This is a genomic window from Corynebacterium sp. 21KM1197, from assembly GCF_033783015.1.
In the GTDB taxonomy this organism is placed as follows: Bacteria; Actinomycetota; Actinomycetes; order Mycobacteriales; family Mycobacteriaceae; genus Corynebacterium.
Genome location: NZ_CP123907.1, coordinates 1,851,750 through 1,874,824 on the forward strand (window position 1 = coordinate 1,851,750; position 23,075 = coordinate 1,874,824).

Annotated in this window: 27 protein-coding genes and 1 tRNA gene; 15 read left to right on the top strand and 13 right to left on the bottom strand. The window is 64.0% G+C overall.

Annotated features, from left to right (window positions below):
- A tRNA-Leu gene (locus OLW90_RS09005) sits at positions 1-85 on the bottom strand.
- An 89-nt stretch (positions 86-174) separates the two neighbouring features.
- Here OLW90_RS09005 and OLW90_RS09010 point away from each other — a divergent pair.
- A complete protein-coding gene (locus tag OLW90_RS09010; protein ID WP_319649762.1) occupies positions 175-603 on the top strand; it encodes a hypothetical protein in 429 nt (142 codons plus the stop codon).
- A gap of 18 nt (positions 604-621) precedes the next feature.
- Positions 622-1,008, top strand: a complete 387-nt coding sequence (locus tag OLW90_RS09015; protein WP_319649763.1) for a DUF3817 domain-containing protein — start codon at positions 622-624, stop codon at positions 1,006-1,008.
- On the opposite strand, the gene rdgB is transcribed toward OLW90_RS09015, so the two are convergent.
- From rdgB to OLW90_RS09030, 3 genes are read right to left on the bottom strand one after another with little or no spacing between them, the layout of a single operon-like run.
- Entirely contained in the window at positions 1,005-1,613 is a 609-nt protein-coding gene (gene rdgB / locus OLW90_RS09020; RefSeq protein ID WP_319649764.1) for an RdgB/HAM1 family non-canonical purine NTP pyrophosphatase, read from the bottom strand. The two genes, OLW90_RS09015 and rdgB, sit on opposite strands and share 4 nt — an antisense overlap.
- 2 nt (positions 1,614-1,615) lie before the next feature.
- Positions 1,616-2,350, bottom strand: coding sequence for a ribonuclease PH (gene rph, locus OLW90_RS09025; RefSeq protein ID WP_319649765.1), 735 nt, complete (start codon positions 2,348-2,350; stop codon positions 1,616-1,618).
- Positions 2,351-2,372: 22 nt separating this feature from the next.
- On the bottom strand, positions 2,373-3,140 hold the full coding sequence (locus tag OLW90_RS09030) for an MBL fold metallo-hydrolase (RefSeq protein ID WP_319649766.1): 768 nt from the start codon (positions 3,138-3,140) through the stop codon (positions 2,373-2,375).
- A gap of 142 nt (positions 3,141-3,282) precedes the next feature.
- Here OLW90_RS09030 and OLW90_RS09035 point away from each other — a divergent pair, with 142 nt between their 5' ends.
- From OLW90_RS09035 to OLW90_RS09070, 8 genes are all read left to right on the top strand, one after another.
- On the top strand, positions 3,283-3,540 hold the full coding sequence (locus OLW90_RS09035; protein WP_319649767.1) for a helix-turn-helix transcriptional regulator: 258 nt from the start codon (positions 3,283-3,285) through the stop codon (positions 3,538-3,540).
- Positions 3,541-3,551: 11 nt separating this feature from the next.
- Positions 3,552-4,043, top strand: a complete 492-nt coding sequence (locus OLW90_RS09040) for a hypothetical protein (protein WP_319649769.1) — start codon at positions 3,552-3,554, stop codon at positions 4,041-4,043.
- A gap of 243 nt (positions 4,044-4,286) precedes the next feature.
- Complete coding sequence (locus OLW90_RS09045) at positions 4,287-4,604, top strand: hypothetical protein (RefSeq protein ID WP_319649770.1); 318 nt, start codon at positions 4,287-4,289, stop codon at positions 4,602-4,604.
- 4 nt (positions 4,605-4,608) lie between these two features.
- Positions 4,609-5,157, top strand: a complete 549-nt coding sequence (locus tag OLW90_RS09050) for a hypothetical protein (RefSeq protein ID WP_319649771.1) — start codon at positions 4,609-4,611, stop codon at positions 5,155-5,157.
- A 5-nt stretch (positions 5,158-5,162) separates the two neighbouring features.
- Positions 5,163-6,044, top strand: a complete 882-nt coding sequence (locus OLW90_RS09055; protein WP_319649772.1) for an ATP-binding cassette domain-containing protein — start codon at positions 5,163-5,165, stop codon at positions 6,042-6,044.
- Positions 6,041-7,204: an ABC transporter permease gene (locus OLW90_RS09060; protein WP_319649773.1), complete on the top strand. Its 1,164-nt coding sequence runs from the start codon at positions 6,041-6,043 to the stop codon at positions 7,202-7,204. The genes OLW90_RS09055 and OLW90_RS09060 overlap by 4 nt, the downstream gene beginning before the upstream one ends.
- A 225-nt stretch (positions 7,205-7,429) precedes the next feature.
- The gene (locus tag OLW90_RS09065; RefSeq protein WP_319651868.1) at positions 7,430-7,783 is read left to right on the top strand and encodes a DUF485 domain-containing protein; all 354 of its coding nucleotides are present in this window, start codon (positions 7,430-7,432) and stop codon (positions 7,781-7,783) included.
- Positions 7,784-7,810: 27 nt separating this feature from the next.
- A complete protein-coding gene (locus OLW90_RS09070; protein WP_319649774.1) occupies positions 7,811-9,424 on the top strand; it encodes a cation acetate symporter in 1,614 nt (537 codons plus the stop codon).
- Positions 9,425-9,518: 94 nt separating this feature from the next.
- On the opposite strand, the gene OLW90_RS09075 is transcribed toward OLW90_RS09070, so the two are convergent.
- From OLW90_RS09075 to OLW90_RS11655, 3 genes are read right to left on the bottom strand one after another with little or no spacing between them, the layout of a single operon-like run.
- Positions 9,519-9,848, bottom strand: coding sequence for a hypothetical protein (locus OLW90_RS09075; RefSeq protein ID WP_319649776.1), 330 nt, complete (start codon positions 9,846-9,848; stop codon positions 9,519-9,521).
- Complete coding sequence (locus OLW90_RS09080) at positions 9,845-10,315, bottom strand: hypothetical protein (RefSeq protein ID WP_319649777.1); 471 nt, start codon at positions 10,313-10,315, stop codon at positions 9,845-9,847. The genes OLW90_RS09075 and OLW90_RS09080 overlap by 4 nt, the downstream gene beginning before the upstream one ends.
- On the bottom strand, positions 10,309-10,725 hold the full coding sequence (locus OLW90_RS11655; RefSeq protein ID WP_413464510.1) for a hypothetical protein: 417 nt from the start codon (positions 10,723-10,725) through the stop codon (positions 10,309-10,311). The genes OLW90_RS09080 and OLW90_RS11655 overlap by 7 nt, the downstream gene beginning before the upstream one ends.
- A gap of 377 nt (positions 10,726-11,102) precedes the next feature.
- On the opposite strand from OLW90_RS11655, the gene OLW90_RS09085 reads away from it, so the two are divergent.
- Positions 11,103-12,260, top strand: coding sequence for an MFS transporter (locus OLW90_RS09085; protein WP_319649778.1), 1,158 nt, complete (start codon positions 11,103-11,105; stop codon positions 12,258-12,260).
- Here OLW90_RS09085 and murI read toward each other — a convergent pair.
- On the bottom strand, positions 12,231-13,064 hold the full coding sequence (gene murI / locus OLW90_RS09090; RefSeq protein ID WP_319651869.1) for a glutamate racemase: 834 nt from the start codon (positions 13,062-13,064) through the stop codon (positions 12,231-12,233). The two genes, OLW90_RS09085 and murI, sit on opposite strands and share 30 nt — an antisense overlap.
- A gap of 129 nt (positions 13,065-13,193) precedes the next feature.
- Between murI and OLW90_RS09095 the strand changes: the two genes are divergently transcribed.
- Positions 13,194-14,147 carry an aldo/keto reductase gene (locus OLW90_RS09095; RefSeq protein WP_319649780.1) on the top strand — a complete coding sequence of 318 codons (954 nt, stop codon included), beginning with the start codon at positions 13,194-13,196 and terminating at the stop codon, positions 14,145-14,147.
- 36 nt (positions 14,148-14,183) lie between these two features.
- On the opposite strand, the gene OLW90_RS09100 is transcribed toward OLW90_RS09095, so the two are convergent.
- Genes OLW90_RS09100 through clpS form a run of 4 tightly spaced genes read right to left on the bottom strand, consistent with a single transcriptional unit; the run spans position 14,184 to position 16,624 of the window.
- The gene (locus OLW90_RS09100) at positions 14,184-14,780 is read right to left on the bottom strand and encodes a rhomboid family intramembrane serine protease (RefSeq protein WP_319649781.1); all 597 of its coding nucleotides are present in this window, start codon (positions 14,778-14,780) and stop codon (positions 14,184-14,186) included.
- Entirely contained in the window at positions 14,777-15,718 is a 942-nt protein-coding gene (locus tag OLW90_RS09105) for a P1 family peptidase (protein WP_319649782.1), read from the bottom strand. Before OLW90_RS09105 ends, OLW90_RS09100 begins: the two co-directional genes overlap by 4 nt.
- On the bottom strand, positions 15,715-16,290 hold the full coding sequence (locus tag OLW90_RS09110) for a DUF2017 domain-containing protein (protein ID WP_319649783.1): 576 nt from the start codon (positions 16,288-16,290) through the stop codon (positions 15,715-15,717). The genes OLW90_RS09105 and OLW90_RS09110 overlap by 4 nt, the downstream gene beginning before the upstream one ends.
- Positions 16,291-16,324: 34 nt before the next feature.
- A complete protein-coding gene (gene clpS, locus OLW90_RS09115) occupies positions 16,325-16,624 on the bottom strand; it encodes an ATP-dependent Clp protease adapter ClpS (RefSeq protein ID WP_082422080.1) in 300 nt (99 codons plus the stop codon).
- Positions 16,625-16,854: 230 nt separating this feature from the next.
- On the opposite strand from clpS, the gene OLW90_RS09120 reads away from it, so the two are divergent.
- The 3 genes from OLW90_RS09120 (at position 16,855) to OLW90_RS09130 (ending at position 21,805) form a co-directional block, all read left to right on the top strand.
- Entirely contained in the window at positions 16,855-18,213 is a 1,359-nt protein-coding gene (locus OLW90_RS09120; protein WP_413464467.1) for a nicotinate phosphoribosyltransferase, read from the top strand.
- A gap of 145 nt (positions 18,214-18,358) precedes the next feature.
- Positions 18,359-19,825, top strand: a complete 1,467-nt coding sequence (locus tag OLW90_RS09125) for a PepSY domain-containing protein (protein ID WP_319649785.1) — start codon at positions 18,359-18,361, stop codon at positions 19,823-19,825.
- Positions 19,826-19,831: 6 nt separating this feature from the next.
- Positions 19,832-21,805 (top strand): ATP-dependent DNA helicase, encoded by a 1,974-nt coding sequence (locus OLW90_RS09130; protein WP_319649786.1) that lies wholly within the window; start codon positions 19,832-19,834, stop codon positions 21,803-21,805.
- On the opposite strand, the gene serB is transcribed toward OLW90_RS09130, so the two are convergent.
- The gene (gene serB / locus OLW90_RS09135) at positions 21,802-23,070 is read right to left on the bottom strand and encodes a phosphoserine phosphatase SerB (protein WP_319649787.1); all 1,269 of its coding nucleotides are present in this window, start codon (positions 23,068-23,070) and stop codon (positions 21,802-21,804) included. The two genes, OLW90_RS09130 and serB, sit on opposite strands and share 4 nt — an antisense overlap.
- Between the last annotated feature and the right edge of the window lie 5 nt (positions 23,071-23,075).

The following is a 23,075-nucleotide window of genomic DNA, read 5'->3' on the forward strand; positions in this document are numbered from 1 at the left end:
TGGTGCGCCCGGGGGGACTTGAACCCCCACGTCCTAAGACACTGGAACCTAAATCCAGCGCGTCTGCCAATTCCGCCACGGGCGCGCGCAAGGGGAACTATACCACGGCACCCCTCGCGCCCAGCGCACCGCGCCCGCTAGGCTCGCACCACCAAGCGGGGTACCCTAGACCCCATGAGTGCGCAGAAGCAGGGCCGCGCGCGTAAAAAGGTACGCGCCTCACACGTCATCTTCCTCGCCCTCGCCGTGGTGGCCACGCTGGCACTGGCCTGGTGGCAGTGGACGCGATTCCGTTCCGGCTCCGGCACCTTTCAGAACCTCGGCTACGCCATGCAGTGGCCGGTATTCGGTGCCTTTTTTGTGTACGCCTACCGCAAGTTCATGGAGTATGAGAACGAGCGGATTGACGCGGAGAACGCCACCGATGATCCCGATTTCCTCTACGAACGCGATGTCGAGCGCTTTGGTGCCGCCCCCACCGCCATTGATGAGGACTTCCTGCCACAGCGCCCCACTATTGACGTCGCGGAGTTCAACGAGCGCCATAAACCCCGGCGTGGCGGCAACGCCATCGACGGCGTGCCCGTGGATAAAGATCGATAACGCATAAGGATAAACACCATGACCCAGCCCTCTTTCCAGAACACGCAGCCGAAGATTCACCCCGAGCGCCAGCGGCGGGTGCGCAATGCCCTGACGTTTTTCTCCGTTTCCGCCTGGGTCACGGGCGTATTCCTCATCGCTCTCTGCGTGGTCATGGTGTTGAAGTACCTCACCTCCGCGGACGTGCCAGACGCCGCAAAGTACGTGGCCATTTTCCACGGTTGGGTGTACATCGTCTTTGTGCTTTCCGCCTTTAACCTCGGCCTTAAGGCCCGGTGGGAGCCCAAGACCTGGGTTATCACCGCGCTATGTGGCGTGGTGCCTTTCCTCTCCTTTTACGTGGAGAAGAAGCGGCGCGAGGAGACCATCGAGCGGTTCCAGCTCAACGGCCCCCAGCCCCTCTAATTCCCCACCAACCCCGCGATCTTCTCCGCCAGCCCCGCCAGCGCCCGCGCGCGGTGGGAGCTGGCATCTTTTTCTTCCGGGCTCAGTTGCGCGGAAGAACGCCCATCGCCATCGACGGGAGCAAAGAGGGGATCGTAGCCAAAGCCGTTCTCCCCCACCGGCTCGCGCAGGAGGCGCCCCTCCCAGCGCCCCTCGGAGACGTACTCCTCGCCGCCGGGCAGCGCCAGGGCGCACACGGACACAAAGGCCGCCGCGCGGCGCTCGTCGGGCACGTCTTTCATCTGCCCCAGCAGCAGGCGGTTATTGGCCTCGTCGTCGCCGTGGCCGCCGGACCACCTCGCAGAGAGCACCCCCGGCATACCGTTCATCTCCTCCACGGCCAGGCCGGAATCGTCAGCCACGGTGGGCAGCCCCGTGTGCGCGGCCCCGGCGCGGGCCTTGATGAGGGCATTATCCGCAAAGGTGCGGCCGTCCTCCACCGGCTCGGGGTAGGGAGCCGCCTCGGAGAGGGAGACCAGTTCCACCCCGGCCACGCCGGCGGCATCGAGAATGCGGCGCAGTTCGCGCAGTTTCTTGGGGTTATTGGAGGCAACGAGCAGTTTCATGGTTATCCCTCCAGGGCGGCGCGCTGGGCCTCGATGAGTTGTGCGCACCCGGCTGCGGCGACGTCGAGAAGCTCCCCTAGTTGCGCGCGGTCGAAGGTGCCGTCCTCGCCGGTGCCCTGGATCTCCACGAAGCGCCCGGAGCCGGTCATCACCACGTTCATGTCCACCTCGGCGCGGGAATCCTCCTCGTAGGGGAGGTCGAGGCTCACGCGGCCGTCGATGATGCCCACGGAGACCGCCGCGATGGGTTCGCGCAGCGGGGAACCCGTGACGGCGCCGCGCTCGCGGAGGGTGGCCACGGCGTCGGCAAGCGCCACGTAGGCCCCGGTGATCGCGGCGGTGCGGGTGCCACCATCGGCCTGGAGCACGTCGCAGTCGATCTGGATGGTGTTCTCGCCCAGTTCGCGCAGGTCCACGGCGGCGCGCAGGGAGCGGCCGATCAGGCGGGAAATCTCGTGGGTGCGGCCCTTGACCTTGCCCTTCATGGATTCGCGCGGCATGCGCTCGGAGGGGGCGGCGGGCAGCATGGCGTACTCGGCGGTGAGCCAGCCCTCGCCGGAGTCGCGCTTGAAGCGGGGCACGCCCTCCTCAGCGGTGGCGGTGCACAGCACCTTGGTGTTGCCGAACTCCACGAGCACGCTGCCCGCGGGGTTGGTGGTAAAGCGGCGGGTGATGCGCACCGGGCGCATCTCGTTGAGCGCGCGGCCATCGGCACGAGTGAAATCCTGAGAACTCATGCCTGCGAGGGTACCCGCCGCACTACACCTCGTACACGGTGCCCGGCCAACCGAACTCCACGGGGCCGTCAAACTCCTTCTTTGCCGCCGCCACGGCCTCCTCGGGGTCGAGCCACGGCGGAACATGCACGATCACCAGCCTTTTCGCCCCAGCCAGACGCGCCGCACGCCCCGCCTCCCCGCCGCTGAGGTGCATGGCGGGGGCCTTGTTATCCGTGCTGGTGCCCCAGTTGGCCTCGCAGAGGAAGAGATCCACGTCCCGGGCAGCGTCGATAAGGCTGCGCGTCCAGGCGGTATCCCCCGAGAAGGCTATCGACGCCCCCGTGCGCGAGGTCACCCGCAGGGCATAGGCCTCCACAGGGTGCACCACTTTGAACGGGGTGACGCTGAGCCGATCAATAGTCTCCTCCTGGCGATCCTGCCAGGGGCTAAAGGCGAAGGTATCGGAGAAATCGTCCACGCCATCGGGCTGATCGTCCGCGAAGAGACGGCCCAGGTGAACCGGGGCATACCCGGGAGCCATGAGGTGATGGCGGCGCTGCGCGGACAGCGTGGGGTGATAGCGCCGCCACACCAGCAGGGAGGGGAAATCCAGGCAGTGATCCGCGTGGAGGTGGGAGAAGATGACGTGCGCCTCCGAGGGGTTGCTCAGCGCCTGAAGATTGGCCAGGGTGCCCGGGCCTAGATCCATGATGACCCCCGGCATACCTGGGGCCTCGATGAAATATCCAGAAGCCGGGTTGCCGGGGGCACCGAGGCTTCCTGAACTACCGAGGATGGTCAGCTTCATGGGTTTTACAGTGCCATGAATCGCATGTTTTTACTAACCCTGGGTTGTTCCTGGGAGCGGAGCGCAGGGCAAATGTAGGGCACACTCAGGGCAGATGCGGAAACTCTTGACAGATCGTTGTGTTTATACAACACTCTATGGCATGTCCCCAAAGAAAAAGCCGAAGAACCCCATCTTTAACCGGATCAGGGTTCTGCGCGCGGAACGGGACATGTCGCGCGCACAACTTGCGGAACTCATCGACGTCAATCCCCAGACCATCGGAGCGCTAGAGCGCGGGGACCACTCCCCCAGCCTCGACCTGGCGTTTCGCATCTGCGAGGTCTTTGACCTCCCCGTGGAAGCCGTGTTCAGCCGCAGCGAGTTCGCCCCCATGTCCACCGCGATGTATCAGAAATGAGAGTTATCGCTATGTCCTCCCTTCTTGCGCCCCCAGCCAGCGTCAGCTCCCGACGCCGCTACCTCCTGGGCGCCTATGCCAGCCTGGGAATCGCGGCAGCGGCCATACCCCTCCTCTTTGTTTCTCTTACCCCATCCATGATCCTCTGGACACTCGGCCTGGGAGGGTACGTCGGTTGGGGATTCTCCCTAGTGAAAGCAACAGGCGGTCAATCCCAATCTCGCCTCGACAACCTCGACGAATACCAATTAGAGCGGGTCCTCCTCGCCAGAAGCCGCGCCATGACCATTCTGCTGTGCGGTCTACTGACCGTGATGATCGTGCTGCTCGTCCTGCCCGCGTTCATCACCACGCTTCAACCCAGCCCGGAGGAAACAGCCACGTGGGTTCGGGCAACAGGCATGTCCGTCGGAATCATCGCCCTGGGTTCCTCCGTCGCCGTGCTCAGAGACATCGCCACCGGCATGAACCGCGACGAAACCCTCTCCCCGGGTTCCGACTAGCCCTCTCACAACGAAACCTCAAGGAGAATCATGTCCCTCACCGACTTCATCATGGGCTACGACGAGCGCTAGGCCCGGCGCTGGTACGCCCGTCAAGAACGCCGAGGCACGCCCTTGGCCACGTGGCGCACCCCGCAGCGCCAGCGGTTGCTCATCCGCGCGTATTTCGGCGGCCTCTCCCTAGGTCTAGTTATCGCCGTGGGTTGCTTCTTTTGGCCTCCCTTTGCTCTGGCGTGGCTTCCCATGACTGCCATAGTTCTGGGGTCATGGTTCATGCTCCGCACCACCATCGACGCCAAGGACACCGCTCCCGCCGCCGTACTGGATGAATACGAGAACCAGGTACTCAACACCTCGCGTTCCCTGGCCTACGGCCTGACCTGCTGGATTCTTCCCATCGTGGCCGGTTTCCTGATCGTGCTCGGTGTTCATAATCCCGCCAACCTAGAACGGTGGGCTTATTCCCTGGGCCTCTTCACCATCATCGTCCATCTCGCCATCGTCGCCTTCCCCACCGTGGGCTACAGTCTCGCCTTCCACACCTCTGACGCAAAGGATTAAAACCATGCTTTCCCTCGATACCCTGTACCGCAATCACGAGGAAGCCAAGGCCCGGCGCTGGGAAAAGAATCAGGCGCAAAGTGGTGCCTGGCTTACCTCCTGGCGCAACCGCACCGTCACCCTGCGGCTCGTTTTCTCCCTGTGGGGCCTGGGCGCACTCGCTCTTGTCCTCGCGGTAATTGGACTGTGGTGGATGCCTGCATTTATTGCCTGCCTCATTGCCATATTCCTTATCTGCGTGCCATGGACGCTGCTGCGGATCACTATTAATTCCAAAGACGATGCCCCCGCCACGGTGCTCGATGAGTATGAAAACTCCGTGGTGAACTTCTGGAATCGCATTACCTTGCGCCTGCTCAGCGCGTGGGGCTTTGTCTTTTTCCTTATTCTCATGTTCACCAATTCTTTCTCCCTCTATGCGGCAACCGATATTTCCTCGACCTGGTGGAACGCCATTCTCGGAGAGATCTTCCTCATTGTTTCCCTCCTGATCACCACGCTCCCCGCCGTGGGCTACGCCCTGACCTTTCACACCGATACCGATAAGGAGTAATAACCATGCCTGATCTCCACATACGCGGCCTCAATAAATCCTATGGCGATCACCGCGTGCTCACCGACATGACCTTTTCCGTGCACGAGGGCGAGGTCTATGGCTTCGTCGGCTCCAACGGCGCGGGCAAGTCCACCACCATGCGCATCGCTCTGGGCGTGCTGGCCGCCGATTCCGGCGAGGTGTTGCTGGGCGATACCCCGCTCAACGACGATCTGCGCCGCCGCATCGGCTACATGCCGGAGGAGCGCGGCCTCTATAACAAGGAGCCCATCGCGGGCCAACTGATCTTCCTGGGGCGCCTGCACGGCATGACCAAGGTCGCCGCCACCCGCAGCGCACACGACCTCCTGGAGCAACTGGGGCTGGCCGAGCGCGCCAAGGACCCGCTCAACGACCTTTCCCTGGGTAATCAACAGCGCGTGCAGTTGGCCGCCTCCCTGATCCATGACCCCAGCGTGCTCATTCTCGATGAGCCCTTTTCCGGGCTCGATCCCGTGGCCGTATCCGTGATGAGCACCCTGCTCCTGGAAAAAGCCGCCGCCGGGGTGCCGGTGCTCTTCTCCTCCCATCAGCTCGACCTGGTGCAGCGGCTGTGTGATCGCGTAGGCATTATCGCCGGTGGCTCCATGCGCGCCGAGGGCACCGTGGCCGAACTGCGCCAGCGCGGCCCCCGCCGCTACGAGGTGCACACCCCGGCGCGCGGCTGGTGCCCGCCGGAGGCCACGGTGATCGAGGAGACGTCGGAAGCCATCATCGTGGAACTCCCCGAGGCAGCCGATGAGCAACAGGTGCTCCGCGCCGCGCTGGCCGCCGGGCCCGTTTATTCCTTCACCCCGCACGTTCCCGATCTCACCGACCTGTTTCAGGAGGTTGTGCAAGCATGAGTTATTCCCGCGTGAACGCCATTGGTACCGTGGCCGCCCAGGAGGTGCGCATTGCCTCGCGCAATAAGGCCATTAAGTTTTCCCTCGCCACCATCGTGGTGGTCATCGTCGCCGCCTGCGGCGTGATCAGTTGGCTGCAAAACCGCGATTCCGATCAACCGCACCTGGTGGTAGCGGGCATGGAGGCCGCCGAGTTCCAGAAACTCTCCGGCGCCCCCGGCATCGAGGTATCCACCGCCGAGGCACAGTCCGCGCGCCAGCAGGTAGAAGATACTGCCGACGCCGCCCTCATCGTCTCTCCGCAAGGTTGGGAATTGCTTGCCGACGGCACCCCCGATTCCACCCTCGCCGCCGCCACCGAGACGGCCGCGCAGGCCTGGACACACCAGCGTGCCCTTGATTCCCTGGGAATTAACACCACCGATTACGCGCAGGCCGCCGCTCCCGTGAATATCACCCATACCAATATCGGGGAGGAGGCGGACTTTGGGGCCGTATTCTCCATTGTGATCGGATTAATGGTGGTGATGTACTTCGTCCTCCTTTTTGCCGCAAATATCGGCGGGCGCGTCACGGAGGAAAAGTCCTCGCGCGTGATCGAGTTGATCCTGGCTAGCACCCGGCCCCTGGACTTCCTGGCGGGCAAGATTCTGGGCAATCTCGCCATCGGGTTCATCAATACCCTGATCGTCAGCACCGTGGGCGTGGTGGCCCTCAACGTCACCGGCCTGGCGGAGAGTATCAACTTTGATTTCTCCCTGCTGCCCCTTTTCTTGGTGGTATTCGTCCTAGGCATGTTGTTCTTCGGCACACTGTGGGCGGCGGCGGGTTCGATGGTCAGCCGCAGCGAGGACCTGGCCTCCACCCAGGCACCCATCATGTTGTTGATCGTGGCCACCATCTACGCGGCCTCCTTCGGAATGAGCGCCACGGGCTCCACCGTCATGCACGTGCTCGCCTGGATCCCGCCCTTCTCCCTCACGGTGGCTCCCACTCAGTACGCCGCCGGGGAGATGAGCGCCCTACACCTGGAGCTGAGTTATGGGATATTTGCCCTCGCCGTGTTGGCGGCGCTGGCGCTCACCGCCCGAATCTATCGCCGCTCCATTCTACGCAATGGTCAAAAGGTCACCTGGCGCGCGGCACTGAGCCGAGCATAGGGCAGGGCGCAGCGGAGTAAAACTACCGCATACCCCCATCGCTTACCCCCACACCGAGAACATCAACGCTGGTCACAGCAACTCCCCCGGCCATATAGTTGGCTGGGGGAAAATTATTTCCCGCTGTTTTTCGGTAGAACGCAACCTTTATGTACACTATCCGACAATCTCATCAAATCAGTGAGGCAACTCACTTATCACGGACTACGGATAGGCAGGCTGCGCATGACCAACGCCACCTCCGGGGCCGCGCCCCACACCCCCACGAGCGAGGAGTTCCGCCGGGCCCAACAGAGCCCGGAGTTCCAGGAACTGCACTCCAAGATTCGTTCTTTCACCTTCCCCATCACCATCGCGGGCCTGGTGTGGTTCGCGCTCTACATCGTCCTGGCCATGTACGCCCCCGGCCTCTACGCCACCCCCGTGGTGGGCAATATCAACCTGGGCATCGTGCTGGGACTGCTGCAATTTGTCACCACGTTCCTCATCACCTGGGCCTACGTGCGCTACGCGGACCAACACATCGAGCCGCGCTCCTCCGCCCTGCGCGAAAGCCTCGAAAACCCGCAGGCTGCATAAAACGTTTCCCGCTTCAAGGAGTTTTCCATGAACCACACCTACGTTCTCGCCCAGGGTGATACCGGCAATCCCCTGCTCAATATCGGCGTGTTCGTTGCCTTCATCGTTGCCACCATGACCATCGTCATGCGCGTGGGCCGCACCACCACCAAGGCCACGGACTTCTACACCGGCGGGGCCAGCTTCTCCGGTAGGCAAAACGGCCTGGCCATCGCCGGCGATTACCTCTCCGCTGCGTCCTTCCTGGGTATCGTCGGAGCCATCGCCCTGACCGGGTACGACGGATTCCTGTACTCCATCGGGTTCTTCGTGGCCTGGCTGGTAGCCCTGCTGCTGGTGGCCGAGCCGCTGCGCAACACCGGCAAGTTCACGATGGCGGACGTCCTTTCCTTCCGCCTCAAGCAACGCCCGGTGCGCATCGCCGCCGCGATGGCCACGCTCTTTGTCTCCCTCTTCTATCTCATCGCCCAGATGGCGGGCGCGGGCGCGCTGGTCTCCGTGCTGCTGGATATTCACGAGAAGTCCGCCCAGGCCCTGGTGATCGCCGTGGTGGGTGTAATCATGACGGCCTACGTACTCATCGGCGGCATGAAGGGCACCACGTATGTGCAGATGATTAAGGCCGTGCTGCTATGCGGCGGCGTGATCGTGATGACGGGCATCATCCTCGTAATCGTCCGGGGCAACTTCTCCGAACTCTTGCAGATGGCCGTGGACAAGCACGGCGGCAACACCGCGATCCTGGAGCCAGGCATGAAGTACGGCGCCTCCAATACCTCCAAGCTGGACTTCATCTCCCTGGGCCTGGCCCTGGTGCTCGGCGTGGCGGGCCTACCGCACGTGCTCATGCGCTTTTACACTGTGCCCACCGCCCGCGAAGCCCGCAAGTCCGTGACCTGGGCCATCGTGCTCATCGGCGGGTTCTACCTGCTCACCCTATTCCTGGGTTACGCCGCCGCCGCGCTGGTGGGCCCGGACGCCATTAAGGACGCCCCCGGCGGGGCCAACGCCGCAGCGCCCCTGCTGGCCCTAGCCCTGGCCGGGCCGATCTTCATGGCCCTGATCTCCGCGGTAGCCTTTGCCACGGTGCTGGCCGTGGTGGCGGGCCTGGCCATCACCGCCTCCGCCTCCATCGCGCACGATATTTATGACGCCGTGCTGCGCGATGGCAAGTCCACCCCGGAGGAGCAGGTGAAGGTCTCCCGTATCACCGTGATCGTCATCGGTATCGTCTCTACCGTTCTGGGAATCGCCGCCATGGATCAAAACGTCGCCTTCCTGGTTTCCCTGGCCTTCTGCATCGCGGCCTCGGCCAACGTGCCCACCATCTTGTTCTCCCTGTACTGGAAGCGCTTTAACACCACCGGCGCGGTGGCCTCCATGTACACCGGCCTGATCGCCTCCCTGGTGTTCATCATCTTCTCCCCGGCGGTCTCGGGCTCGCCCACCTCGGTGATCCCTGGCGCGGACTTCGCGTTCTTCCCGCTGAATAACCCCGGCCTCATCTCCATTCCGCTGGGATTCCTGGCCGCGATCATCGGCACCTACGTGGGTCGCCCGGATAACCTCGATCATCTCCAAGCGGAGATGGAGGTGCGCTCGCTCACCGGCGTGGGCGTGGAGGCCCCGGTGGATCACTAGCAGCGCAATTCTCTACACAGAGCACGCTTATCCTCCAAGCACAAACCGGGTGCCCTGAACACAGGTTCAGGGCACCCGGTTTTTCATAACTCCATTATGCACTCACCCCGGGAATAGTATCCACGACGCAAGAAAACATATTCAACACCACATTTCCATCATTCGCTTCCAATATATCGCGGGCGATCTCCTCCGGAGGAGTGTCCAGCGGATACCAATCATAGGGAAATGTCGGTTTCATTGTTTGCAACCTCAACCTGCCAGTGGAGAGAACTTGCCGCACTGCCCCCTCCAACTCCCCTAGAGTGGGAGAGTTACTATGACAGCCAAGAAAAATCATTACCTCATGAAAACTAACCCATTCCCCGGTACCCTTTACCCTCTCTTCAATCAAATCCGAAAGAGCATTAGAATCTTGACTCATACTTTCAAATGAACCTTATAGATATCCTTTTTATTTTTAATAATCTTTACAACATCGATAGTCATTCCTCCGGACTTACTTTCCGTACGAAAATATGCAGTATTTCCATCTTCCGGGAAAGTGATTAACTGGTCCCCCACCAGAAAAATGTTTTCCCCATCGCTCTCTAGCTGCCCTGAGGAAGCACTGGCCGCACACCAAGCATCCCAGATATCATCTTCACTCGGAGCCTGCCAAACATTACCCTCGAGCTCAAACTTTCCGTCAAGAAATTCCTTAGCCTCATCAAAGTTATCCCAACAATCATAGGAGGTTCCCCTGCAGTCGCGCAACACTCCAGGCTCTGGCACTACCACTTCTTCTGCCGCGTCCTCCGCCATTGCAGCAGGGGCACCAGCCAATAGTCCAAAGCAGACAAGACTAGATGCCAACCCCTTCACTTTCATACCGAGATCCCTCTTTAGCATTTGGTCACCTTATCTACAGTTCGGCGCGCAGGACCATATCCAGCAAAACCCACATTTTTTCGCGTTCCCTTTTCAATACTATGACACCCTGCGTCATTAACGATCCCACCCTTATACGTGACTCGAACCCTCACGTCTGTCTTACATTCGTTAGTCACCTGAGTGAAACCCTTTTCATCCCTCCATGTCACACACGTAGAAGCGGGCGCCTCATCTTCCGCCGAATAGAAAGAAAGAGTAGGAGCCGGTGAGGGATAGTCCGCTTCAATAACAGTTCCCCCTTCACCATCAGAAATACGGATCGATTCACCCGGAGCTACATTCCGAACAGTTTCTGCAGAAATAGTCTCCACAGAGGAAGCGGCGTTAGCCACTAGTGATACATTGAAATTTCCCAAAAGGGCAACCACAATTGCAGTACCCAATACCTTACATCTCTTTTTGCCATAACCCGACCATACCCCACAAAGAAGAAGCCCGCAAGGATCCCACCATAAATCTCACCTCAACCTGCACATACCACCCACCCAAAACAAAATAAGATGGCGCAAATTCCCCCTCACACACCCCCACGCCATAAATCTCGGAGAAATGTGAACCAACATAATCAAACAAATTACCATACTACTATATGGTTTCATGTTGGAGAAATACTGCATTTATGTGGGATCGTATTTCTTTTTTGATCACACGTCGCACCCCACACCCGAAAGGCAGCGTCCGTCACCACACAGCGCCACCATGTAGACTTTTCTATAAATCGAAAGAAAACCCACAAAGGAGGGCCATGCGCCAGCGCACCTGGATTCTGCTGCTCATCGTCATGGCCCCGCAGTTGGGGCTCTCCCTGCTCAACCCGGCCAATTCCGCCATCGCCGCCGACCTCGGCGCAACATTGAACCAGGTGGAGTTCACGCTCACCCTGTACATGGCGGGTTACGCGCTGAGCATGTTCCTCGCTGGCACGCTGGCGGATCGCTTTGACGCGCGTCGGCTGCAATCCCTCGGGCTGGCGCTCTTCGCCCTGGGCGGTTTGATCTGCGCGGTGGCCCCGCACATCGCCGTGCTGGGGGCGGGCCGTTTTCTCCAGGCTCTCGGCGGCACCTCAGCCACGGTGCTGTGCCGGATTATCGTGCAACGCCACTATCCCACCGAGGCCCGCGTGGGGGTGCTGGCCTCCATGTCCATGATGATCTCGCTCACCCCGGCGCTCTCTCCCCTACTCGGCGGGGTACTTTCCCAAGTCGCGCCCTGGCGCGTGCTCTTTCTCCTCACCGCGATCTTCGCAGTCGCGCTGATCCCCTTGCTGGAATTGTTGCTGGCGCCCGCCGCGCCCATGCACCCCCGGTTCCCCACCCCCGGGGAATACGCCCGGGCTCTCGGGCAGGCGCTGGGCAACAAACAATTCCGCTGGTACGCCTGCTGCATTTGCCTAGTGTGGATGACATACTTTGGCTTCATTCATTCCTCTAGCACCCTGCTGCAATCCATGCTCGGCCAATCTTCCCTGGCATACGGGGCGCTGGTGGCCATTCCCGCGCTGGGGTATCTGTGCGGGAGCATGATGGTCAAGCGATCCTCCTCGCTGGGCCGGGCGGTCACCCGGGCCGTGGCCTGCGGGGCAATCGGGTTGTTGCTCAGCGCCGGGGCGGGGCTGCTCGCTCAACCGCTCGCCCTGGTGGCGAGCCTGGCGGTGGCCTTTATCGGGGTGGGCGCGGTGATCCCCTATGCCCAGGCTGGGCTGCTCGGGGTGGCGTTCACCTACCCAGGGCTTAGCACCGGCTTCTTCTTTTTCCTGCAAATGGCCAGCGGGGCGCTCTACGGAGCGGTCTTAAGCACCCTGGCTCCCGCCACGGTGGCGGCCTTGATCGCGGTGATTCTTCTGCCGCAGGCGATCTTGACCGCCCTCTTTCTTTCAGCTCGCCTGCGTGGTTCCGGCGTCTAGGTCGGCCACGCCGGGACCAAGGAAGCGGCTGGCCAACTGAGCAAAAAGCGCGGGGTCGCCGGTGGTTTCAAAGCGGCGCACGGGCTGCGTCGCCGCGGAATCACCGCCGGAGGCGGCACCGGGGGCGCTAGCAAGCAAATCCCGCTGGGAGAGCGCCTTGAGCACGTCCTTGGTGGCCTCCTCGGCGGAGGAAACCAACGCCACGTTATCCCCGATCGCCAACTGAATCACCGCAGAAAGCAGCGGATAGTGCGTACAGCCCAGCACCAGGGTATCCACCTCCTGCTCCCGGAGCGGAGCCAGGTATTCCCGCGCCACCTCCAGGATCTCCGGCCCGGAGGTCACGCCTCTTTCCACAAAGGGCACAAACTGCGGGCAGGCCTGGGCGGTTACCCGCACGCCGGGATTGATGGAAAAGAGATCCTGATACGCACCGGAGTTGATGGTGCCCTGCGTGCCGATCACCCCGATGCGTCCGTTGCGGGTGGTGGCCATCGCGCGCCGCACGGCGGGGTGGATCACCTCGATCACCGGGACGTCGTAACGCTCCCGCGCGTCGTGGAGGAAGGAGGCGGAGGCGGTGTTGCAGGCGATCACTAGCATCTTGCAGCCGCGCTCCACCAGTTCATCGGCAATGCGGGTGGCGTGGCTGCGCACCTCCGCGATGGGCAGGGGGCCGTAGGGGCCGTGCGCGGTGTCCCCAATGTAGATCAGCGACTCATTGGGCAACTGATCCATCATGGTGCGCACCACGGTGAGGCCACCGAGGCCGGAATCAAAAACGCCAATGGGGGCACTGCTCATTGAGGTATCCGTATCCACGGTTGCCTATCCTACGCCCCCGCCTATGCCTATCACCCCACACTCAGCGCGCCGCGCGGGAAACGCCTACCATCGCTCAAGAGACATATTCGTCGCTCGGAAAGGCACCCCATGAGGCCCACCGTTGCTCTCCCCGGCACCGACCTCCGCGTATTCCCCCTCAACCTGGGCGGAAATACCTTTGGCTGGACGGCCGATGAGGCCACCAGCTTTGATATTCTGCGCGCCTACGCCCAGGCCGGAGGCAATTTCATCGACACCGCCGATGTCTATTCCGCCTGGGTGCCCGGCAATAAGGGCGGGGAATCGGAGACCATCATCGGCTCCTGGCTGCACACACTGAGCGCGTCGGAACGCGAGGACATGGTGATTGCCACCAAGGTGGGTCGCCTGGCACCTCATGCCTCCGTGGGAGCGGAGGATATTCTCGCCGCCACCTGCGCCAGCCTGGATCGCCTGCGCATCGACACCATCGACCTGCTCTACCTGCACTTTGATGATGATTCCACCCCCATCGAGGAGCAGATTCAGGCCTGCTGCGACCTCATCAAGCGCGGGCACGCCCGCTACATCGGGCTTTCCAATTACTCGCCGCAGCGCATGCGCGCCTTCCTCGACCTTTCGCGCGGCACCGAGACCGCGCCCGTGGCCCTGCAACCGCACTACAACCTGCTGCACCGCCGCGATTACGAACGCACGCTGCGCCCGCTGGCCCAGGAACATCGCACCGCCGTGTTCCCCTATTACTCCCTAGCCTCCGGCGTGCTCACCGGGAAGTTCCGCCGCCGCGAGGACACCTCCGGCACCGCGCGCGAGCACAGCACCGCCGCGCTGATGACCGAGGAAACCGAGGCCGTGCTGAGCACTCTCGATCGCCTGGCCTCGCTTCACGACGCCTCCCCCGCCACCATCGCGTTGTCCTGGCTGCGCGCCAAGGGGGCCACCGCGCCCATCGCCTCCGTGTCCCGGCCGGAGCAACTCCCCGACCTCATGGCGGTGGCCACCACTCCGCTCTCCCCCTCCGAGGTCACACAGCTCGACGCCGCCTCGCAGCCCTTCGCCTGACACCCACGGTCAGATCCTGCCCCGCGCCCCGGTGCCTCAGAGGGGCTGCGGCTCCACCTGCTTGGTGCGCGGCTGGGGGTCGTCGGAAGTAATCACCATCGCCGCCACGAGTCCACCGAGCGCCCCGAAGAAGTGCCCCTGCCAGGACACCCCCTCGGCGGGCAGCACTCCCCAAATGAGGTAGGAATACGCCGAACCCAAGACCAGGCCCAGCAGAATCTGGCGCAGGCTGCGATTAAATAGGCCGCGAATCACCAGGTAGGTGAGCCAGCCGTACACCATGCCGGAGGCCCCCACGTGGGTGGTGCCCACCCCGCCGAAGAGCCACATGCCCATTCCGGCAAAGATCAGCACGATTCCCGTGACCTCCCACCAGGTGCGCGGGCCGGTCACGCCGATGAGGAAGCTAAAGATCGCCCCCGGCACGGTATTAGACATCAGGTGGGCGTAACTCCCGTGCAGCAGCGGCGCGGTGAAAACGCCCCACAGGCTCGATGGGTCGCGGGGGTGTACGCCAAAGGCCACCAACGCACCGCCAAAGATCGTGTCATTGATGATGTGCACGGCCCAGATCACCACCACGTAGGCCGCCGCGAAACTCAGCCCGGAAGCCAGCCGAGCACCGGGGGTCATGAGGCGATCTCCTGGTAGGAGGTCACCGCAAGGTCCTCGCTGACGGCGGCCGAGACCACCGCATCCACGATGGCGCGGGATACCACCTCGGCGGCCCCCGAACACAGGTGCGCCAGCACCGGCGTATCCACACCCAGCGGCTGCCAGGCGGTAGAGAGTGCAAAGAGGGTATCGCCGTCCATCGGCAGGTGCGCCGGGCGCACCGCGCGGGAGAGGCCATCGTGCCCGGACATGGCCAGGCGCTTGGCCTGGGTGCTAGTCAGCGGGGCGTCCGTGGCGATCACGCCGATGGTGGTATTCAGGCTCGCCCCCGTCGCGCTCAGCTTGCCAAAGGACTCCGGGTCCACCTTGTGGGAGGGATCGGCCCAGAACACGCCGTCCTGGGGATTGACCACCTCCCCCATCGGGTTGGCCACCACCAGGGCGGCCACGCAATAATCGCCCACCTTGAGCGCCGCCTGCCCCACCCCGCCGCGCAGGCGACCAGCGGTAGCCCCGCAGCCCGCGCCCACGCTGCCGCGCCGGGGTTCCTGACCCACGCGGTAGGAATCCTTCAGCGCCTCCACGCCCTGCGCGGCACCGGGGAGGGATTGCTTGCCCACCAGGAGATCAAAGATCACCGCGCCGGGAACGATGGGAATACGGATCCCCTGCGTCACCGGGAAGCCCACCTTCTGCTGGGCCAGGCCGCGCATGACGCCGTCGGCGGCCGCCAGCCCAAAGGCGGAACCACCCGCGAGCGTGATGGCGTGCACCCGCTCCACGGTGTTATGAGGTTCGAGCAAATCGGTCTCCCGGGTGCCGGGGCCGCCACCGCGCACGTCCACGGCGGCCAGGGCGCCGTCGCCGTCGGTCACGCGGATCACGGTCACCCCCGTGCTCTCCATGCTGTGATGCCCCACGGCCAGGCCGGGAATGTCTGTTAAGGAACCGCTCATCGCTCTCCCATCATCGCTTCCAGCAGGGAGTCCTGGTGGTAGGCCAACCACTCCACGAGGCGCTCGGATTCCGGTGCCATTCCCGGTGCCTCGCCGTACATGCCGTCGTGGTGCTCTGCACCCCCGGTAACACCCGCCGCCACGTACAGGCGCAGGTCATTGACCGCCGACAACCAGGAATGCACCTGGTTTTCCTCCAGGGTCACGTTCACCGAGCCGTCCGGGCCCAGGGCCTGCACGATCACCTGCAAGTTCTCCAACTTGGCGCGCACGATGTCATTCTCGTGAAAAGAACGCAGCAGGGAATTATCGCCCTCGAACTCCTCGTCGCCCTCGCGCTCGAAGTCGGGCAGCAGGCGCGCCAGGGAGGGGTCCTCCGGAGCGTCCTTGTGTCCGGTGGAGAGTCCGGTCATCTCCGCCAGTTCATCCTTGGGGGCGGAGCGCACGCGCTCAATCAGCGCCTCCGAAACCGCCGAGGCCAGGTTGCCCAGCACCTCCCGCTCCATGGGATCGAGCACCGTCACGTACTTGGGTGCCCGCATGAGGCTTTTCTTTTTTCGCCACTGCTGCATGAGTGTTCCTGTTGCTCCTTATATATAGGTGCGGTTATCCGGCCTGCTGCATGGTCGCCCACAGGCCCGCCACCTGGAGCTTCTTCACGTCGCCCTCCACCTTGTCGCGCTCGCCGGAGGACACGGCGGCCTTACCCTCCGTGTGCACCTGCATCATCAACTCGGTGGCGCGCTTGCGGTCATATCCCAGCACCGTCTGGAACACATAGGCCACATAATTCATCAGGTTCACGGGGTCATCCCAGACCACGCACACCCACGGCAGGTTTTCCGCCGAGGCCACATCCACCTGGACCTCTTCATCCAACTCGGGCATGGCCATCGGGGAACTCATGGCTACGGGGCAATTCATGCCACACAGCCTAGTCACACGTCTCACACCATGCGAGGCCGCACCCGCTTATTCCGGGCGGTACGCCCCATGCCTCTCGACGCCGCCCCGCGCCGTCGCGTGTAGCCCAGCATAGTCCGGCACAGTCCGACACAACCCAGCACAGCCCCGCATCAGCCCGCCACGGCCCCACAGCGCCAGCGACGGGGGTAATCCCCCGAGGTGCTACTAAGATGGTGGCGGTGAACACATCTCGCACCTCCGGTTCCGCCCTCCCGCCACAGCGCTCCACCTCGCTGCTCACGGACAAGTACGAGCTGACCATGCTGCAAGCAGCCCTGCTCGATGGCACCGCGCACCGCCAGTGTACCTTTGAGGTCTTTGCGCGACGCCTCCCCAACGAGCGTCGATACGGCGTGGTAGCGGGTACCGCGCGCGTGCTTGAGGCGGTTTCGGACTTCATCTTCACCGAGGATCAACTAGCCCACCTGGATTTCCTCGACGAGCGCACCCTGGATTATCTGCGCGATTTCCGCTTCTCCGGGCACATCGATGGCTACCGCGAGGGCGAACTCTACTTCCCCTATTCCCCCATTCTCACGCTGCGCGGCACCTTTGGCGAGTGCGTGATCTTAGAGACGGTCATCCTCTCCATCATGAACGCGGACTCCGCCGTGGCCTCGGCCGCCGCCCGCATGGTCACCGCCGCCGATGGCCGCCCCATCATCGAGATGGGCTCGCGCCGCACCCACGAGTACGCGGCGGTATCCGCCTCCCGCGCCGCCTACCTGGGAGGCTTTAGCGCCACCTCCAATCTTGAGGCCTCGCAGCGCTACGGTATCCCCGCCTCGGGCACCTCCGCACACTCCTGGACACTGCTGCACATCGACGCCGACGGCCAGCCCAACGAGGCCGCCGCCTTCCGCGCCCAGGTGGAGGCGCTGGGCACGGACACCGTGCTGCTAGTGGATACCTACGACATCACCCAGGGGGTGCGCACCGCGATCGAGGTGGCGGGCACCGAACTCGGAGCCGTGCGCATTGATTCCGGCGACCTGGGTGTGATGACGCGCCGCGTGCGCAAGCAACTCGACGAGTTGGGGGCCTATAACACCAAGATCGTGGTCTCCTCCGACCTCGATGAGTTCACCATCGCCGGTCTGCGCGGCGATCCGGTGAATTCCTTCGGCGTGGGGACCTCCGTGGTCACCGGCTCCGGTGCTCCCACCCCGGGCATGGTCTACAAACTCGTGGAGGTGGAGGGGCACCCGGTGGCCAAGCGCTCTCGCGGTAAGGCCATGACCGGAGGCACCAAGCGCGCGCTGCGCACGCACCGCTCCACCGGCACCGCCATCGAGGAGATCGTGCTGCCCTTTGATGCCCCCAACCCCGATCTAGGCAACGTTCATTCCCGCGCCCTGACCACCCCGCTCATGCGTGACGGCGAGGTGGTGGCCGATCTGCCCAGCCTGGAGGACTCGCGCACGTTCCTGGCGGAGCAACTGGTCACCCTCCCCTGGGAGGGGCTGGCGCTCTCCCGCGATGAGCCGGTGGTGCCCACCCGCTTCGTGGGGTTTGATTCGCCCCTGTGACCTCCACCCCGACCTCCGCCCCGCTACGCGCGTGTGATTTTTTCCGATTCCGGGAACTCTCACCGGGGGTATAACGGGTGTCTCTACAGGTCACGGCTTTGCGCAAGCGTGGAACCCCCGAGGTATCACGTCCGACTTCTAGGACATGAACACTTCCACCGAGTTTTCCGGGCAGCCAAAGCCGTCCGCTCAGGATGCTTCCCCGGATTCCGCCCGCCCCACGGCGGACGCAGGCAAGGACGCACAAAGGCAGCAGGGTAACCGCCGCACGGCCCCCACCACACGGACGCGCAGGGCCGGAAACCTGCGCGCCACGCTGTACCGCATGCACAGTTGGGCCGGAATCCTGGTGGCACCCTTCCTGGTGCTGGCGGCGCTTACCGGCCTGGCCTATGCCATCGCCCCCACCCTGGAACAGATGGTTTACCGCGATGTGCTCACCACCGAGGCCACCGGGGAGCACATCTCCGCCGCCGAGGCCATCGACATTGCCCGGGAGGTACACCCCGATCTGGAACTCGCCGGGGTACAGGTCAATGACCGCGAGGACGCCACCATGCGCGTGCTCTTCCTCGATCCCGCCCTGCCCAGCAGCAGTTATAAGCAGGCGGTGTTCATCGACCCCGTCAGCGGCGAGGTACTGGGAGACATGCCGCAGTACGGCAGTTCCAGTTCCCTGCCGCTGCGCGCCCTGCTCAGCGAGGGGCACGCGAACCTGTGGCTGGGGGAGCCGGGCCGCTTCTATTCGGAGATGGCGGCCTCCTGGCTGGGGGCGATGACGCTCACCGGGGCCTTCCTCCTCTTCCAGCGCTGGCGGCGTTCCACCAGTAAAAAGAACAAGCCGCGCCGCTGGCACTCCCTGGTGGGCCTGCTGTGTATTCCGGGTTTCCTCTTCCTCACCGTCACCGGGCTTACCTGGTCTAGCACCTCCGGAGGCACGATCGGGGAGATCCGCACGCAGTTGGATTGGCGCCGCCCCACCCCGGACGTCACCGCCACCGCTCCACTGAGCGCCGGGGCGCAATCCGAGGACGCACCCGCAGACGCCGCTGCGGCGGGTGACGCCGGGGCCGACGCCGCCATCGCCGCCGCGCGGGAGGCCGGGCTCACCGGGTTCCTCACCGCCACGGCCCCCACGGAACCGGAGGCCCCCGATGTGTGGACGGTGGCGGAGTCTACCGCGCAGCCCTGGGTGTTCAGCTATGACGCCGTGGCCATCAATGCCGCTACCGGCGAGGTGGTGGATACCGTGCCGTTTTCCTCATGGTCGCTGCCCGCCAAACTCAGCGAGTGGCTGATCCGCGCGCACATGGGAATCCTGCTCGGCCTGCTCAACCAGCTCGTTTTGGTGGGGCTGGCGGTGGGGCTGCTCGCCTCCATCGTGCTGGGATACATCATGTGGTGGCGGCGCGGCAAGGGTTCCTCCTTTGGCCGCCTGCCCGCCCCGAGGAGCTGGGAGAACGTCTCCCGCCCGGCCCTGATCTGCTTCCTGCTCATCTTGGTGGTCTATGGCATTTTCGCCCCCTACTTTGGCCTCAGCGTGCTAGCCTTCGTGGCTATCGACGCCACCTACCGGGCATTCCGGCGGCGTCGCCCCCGCCAGCTACACTGATTGACCATGCCCGACGCTCCCCTTAGCCCCTCCACCGACGATCTCCTAGACGCGGCCGTCTCCGCCCTGGGCGGGGCGCGGCGCGAGGGGCAGGTGCGCATGGCCCAGGCGGTCACCGCCGCGATGGAAAAGGAGCGTCACCTCGCGGTGCAGGCGGGTACGGGTACCGGAAAGTCCCTGGCCTATCTCATTCCCGCGCTGCGGCACGCCCAGGCCACCGGCAACACCGTGATCGTCTCCACCGCCACCATCGCGCTTCAGCGCCAACTGGTGGATCGGGATCTCCCCCGCCTGGCGGACGCCCTGGAGCCCCTGATGGAGCACCGCCCCACCTTTGCCATTCAAAAGGGCCGCTCCAATTACCTCTGCCTCAACAAGATCGCCCGCGAGGAGCCCGAGGAACAGGAGGCCCTGCTCGACGAGGAGGAACTGGGCTGGCTGGGTCGCCATATCCGGCGGGTAACGGACTGGGCACAGGAAACCGAGACTGGGGACCGCGATGACCTCGAACCCGGCGTGCCCGACCAGGTCTGGCGGCACGTCTCCGTCACCTCCAACGAATGCATCGGCGCCAACCGCTGCCCGCACGGCGAGGAATGCTTCGCGGAACTAGCCCGCCAGGCCACCCGCAACGTGGACGTGGTGGTAACCAACCACGCGCTACTTGCCATCGACGCCCTCTCCGACGCCCCCGTGCTCCCCGAACACGAGGTGGTGATCGTGGACGAGGCCCACGAACTCGACGGCCGCATTACCGCCGTGGCCACCGCCCACATCACCGGCACCGCGCTGACCCTGGCCGCCAAGCGCGCGGGCAAACTCGGCGCGGACGGCCAGGACGCCAAGCTTATCGACGCCGCCGATACCTGGGACGCCCACGTCCCCTCCCTGGAGGTGGGCCGCTGGACCAGCGTGGACGATCACACCCGCAGCCTACTGGTGGCCCTGCGCGATGAAATCTGGGGCACCCGCTCCCGCATCGCCAAGGCCCCCGAGGGGGAATCCGCCAACGATCCCGAGACCTTTGCCGAGCGTCACAACCTTTCCGCACACCTGCTGGAACTGCACGACGCCCTGGTGCGCATGCTGGAGGTCTTTGATACCTCCGACCCCAGCCAGCAAAGCGACGTCGTGTGGCTCACCGTGGACGAACGCCGGGGCACCTCCCTGACCGTGGCCCCGCTCTCCGTGGCGGGATTGCTGCACACCCGGCTCTTTGCGGAGAACACCGTGGTGCTCACCTCCGCCACCCTCTCGGTGGGCGGCAACTTCAAGGCCCTCGCGGCCGCTTGGGGGCTACCCAAGGGCACCTGGGACGGCCTCGACGCCGGTACCCCCTTTGATCCCCAGCGCTCCGGGATCATGTACGTACCCACCGCCCTGCCCGATCCCGGCCGCGAGGGCCCCACCCCCGAATCCCTCGATGAGATGGCCGACCTCATCACCGCCGCCGGGGGCCGCACCCTGGGGCTCTTTTCCTCTCGCCGCGCCGCGCAACTGGCCGCGGAGAAACTCCGGGCCCGTCTGCCCTTTGACATTCTGCTTCAGGGCGAGGACAGCACCGGCGCGCTCGTGGACGCCTTTTCCCGCAATGAGAACACCTGCCTCTTTGGCACCCTCACCCTGTGGCAGGGCGTGGACGTACCCGGCCCCTCCTGCTCCCTCGTGCTCATCGACCGCATCCCCTTCCCCCGCCCTGACGATCCCCTGCTCCAGGCCCGCAAGGAGGCCGCCGACGCCGAGGGCCGCAACGGCTTCATGGAGGTGGCCGCCACCCACGCGGCCCTGCTGCTGGCGCAGGGAGCCGGGCGGCTGCTGCGCTCGGTGAACGATCGCGGCGTGGTGGCCGTGCTGGATCGCAGGATCGTGACCAAGCGCTACGGCGGCTTCCTGCGCGCCTCCATGCCGCAGTTCTGGTCCACCACGGACGGGGAGAAGGTGCGCGGCGCGCTGCGCCGCCTGGTGGCCGCCTCTTCCTAATCGGTGCCCAGCGGCACCCGGCGGTAGGTTCCCGCCTCCTTTTCTGCGGCCTCCACCTCATCGCGCGGGATCCCCAGGATATGCAGCACCTCGTCCAGGAAGGGGTGCGTCACCGCGGTATCGGCAACCTCCCGCAGGGCGGGCTTGGCGTTAAACGCAATGCCCAGACCCGCTGCGAAAATCATGTCAATATCATTGGCCCCATCGCCCACCGCCACGGTCTGATCCATGTCGATGTGGTTCTCCTCCGCGAAATCGCGCAGGAAGCGCGCCTTGGCCGCACGATCCACCACCTCACCGATCACCCGTCCGGTGAGCACCCCCTCGTGAATCTCCAGGGTATTGGCGCGCACGTAATCCACCCCCAGTTCCTCGGTGAGATCCTCTAGCACCTGCGTGAACCCCCCGGAGACCACCGCCACCGTGTACCCCATGCGCTTGAGGGTGCGCACCGTGGTGCGCGCACCGGGGGTCAGCACGATGTCCGCCGCCACCTCATCAAGCACCGACTCCGGCAACCCCTTGAGCGCGGCCACCCGCTCGCGCAGCGACTCCTCAAAGTCAATCTCTCCCCGCATAGCCCGCTCCGTGACGCGGGCCACCTCCTCCTCTCGCCCGGCGTGGGCGGCCAGCATCTCAATGACCTCCCCGGTGATCAGGGTGGAATCGCAATCAAAGCACACCAGGCGCTTAGACCTGCGCGCCAGGCCCGCGCGCTCCACGGCGATGTCCACGCCCGCCTCCTGGGTGTGCTCGGCCAGGGCCTTGCGCAATCCCGCCACGCCCTCCGGGGAGGAATCCGCCACGGTAATGGAGAGTTCCAAGCCGGTGACCGGGTAGTCCGAGATCCCCCGGATACGGTCGATATTCGCGCCGTGATCCGCCAGGACCCGGCCCACCGCGGAGACGTCCGCCGCGCACACCTGATGGCCCAGCATCACCACCGCATGCGTGGAACGGGGACGTGCAGCGATCTGTTCCGCGTTGCGCTCCACCAGCACTCGCTGTTCGAGGGGGTTAAGCGCGGCATTCAGTTCCTCCGGTAGGCCTTCTGCCACCGAATCCGGGAGATTCACAAAGGCCGCCAGGGAGAGCCTGCCCCGGAAATCGGACTGCTCCACATCAAGCAATTGAACCTCGCGGGAGGCCAGCACTTGAAAGAACACGGCGGAAACGCCGGGGCGGTTCGGGCCGGTGACGGTGATCACCGCGGGAGACTGGGGAATATGAGTGTTTTTATTGTCCACCGTTTTATTCTCGCACATGACAA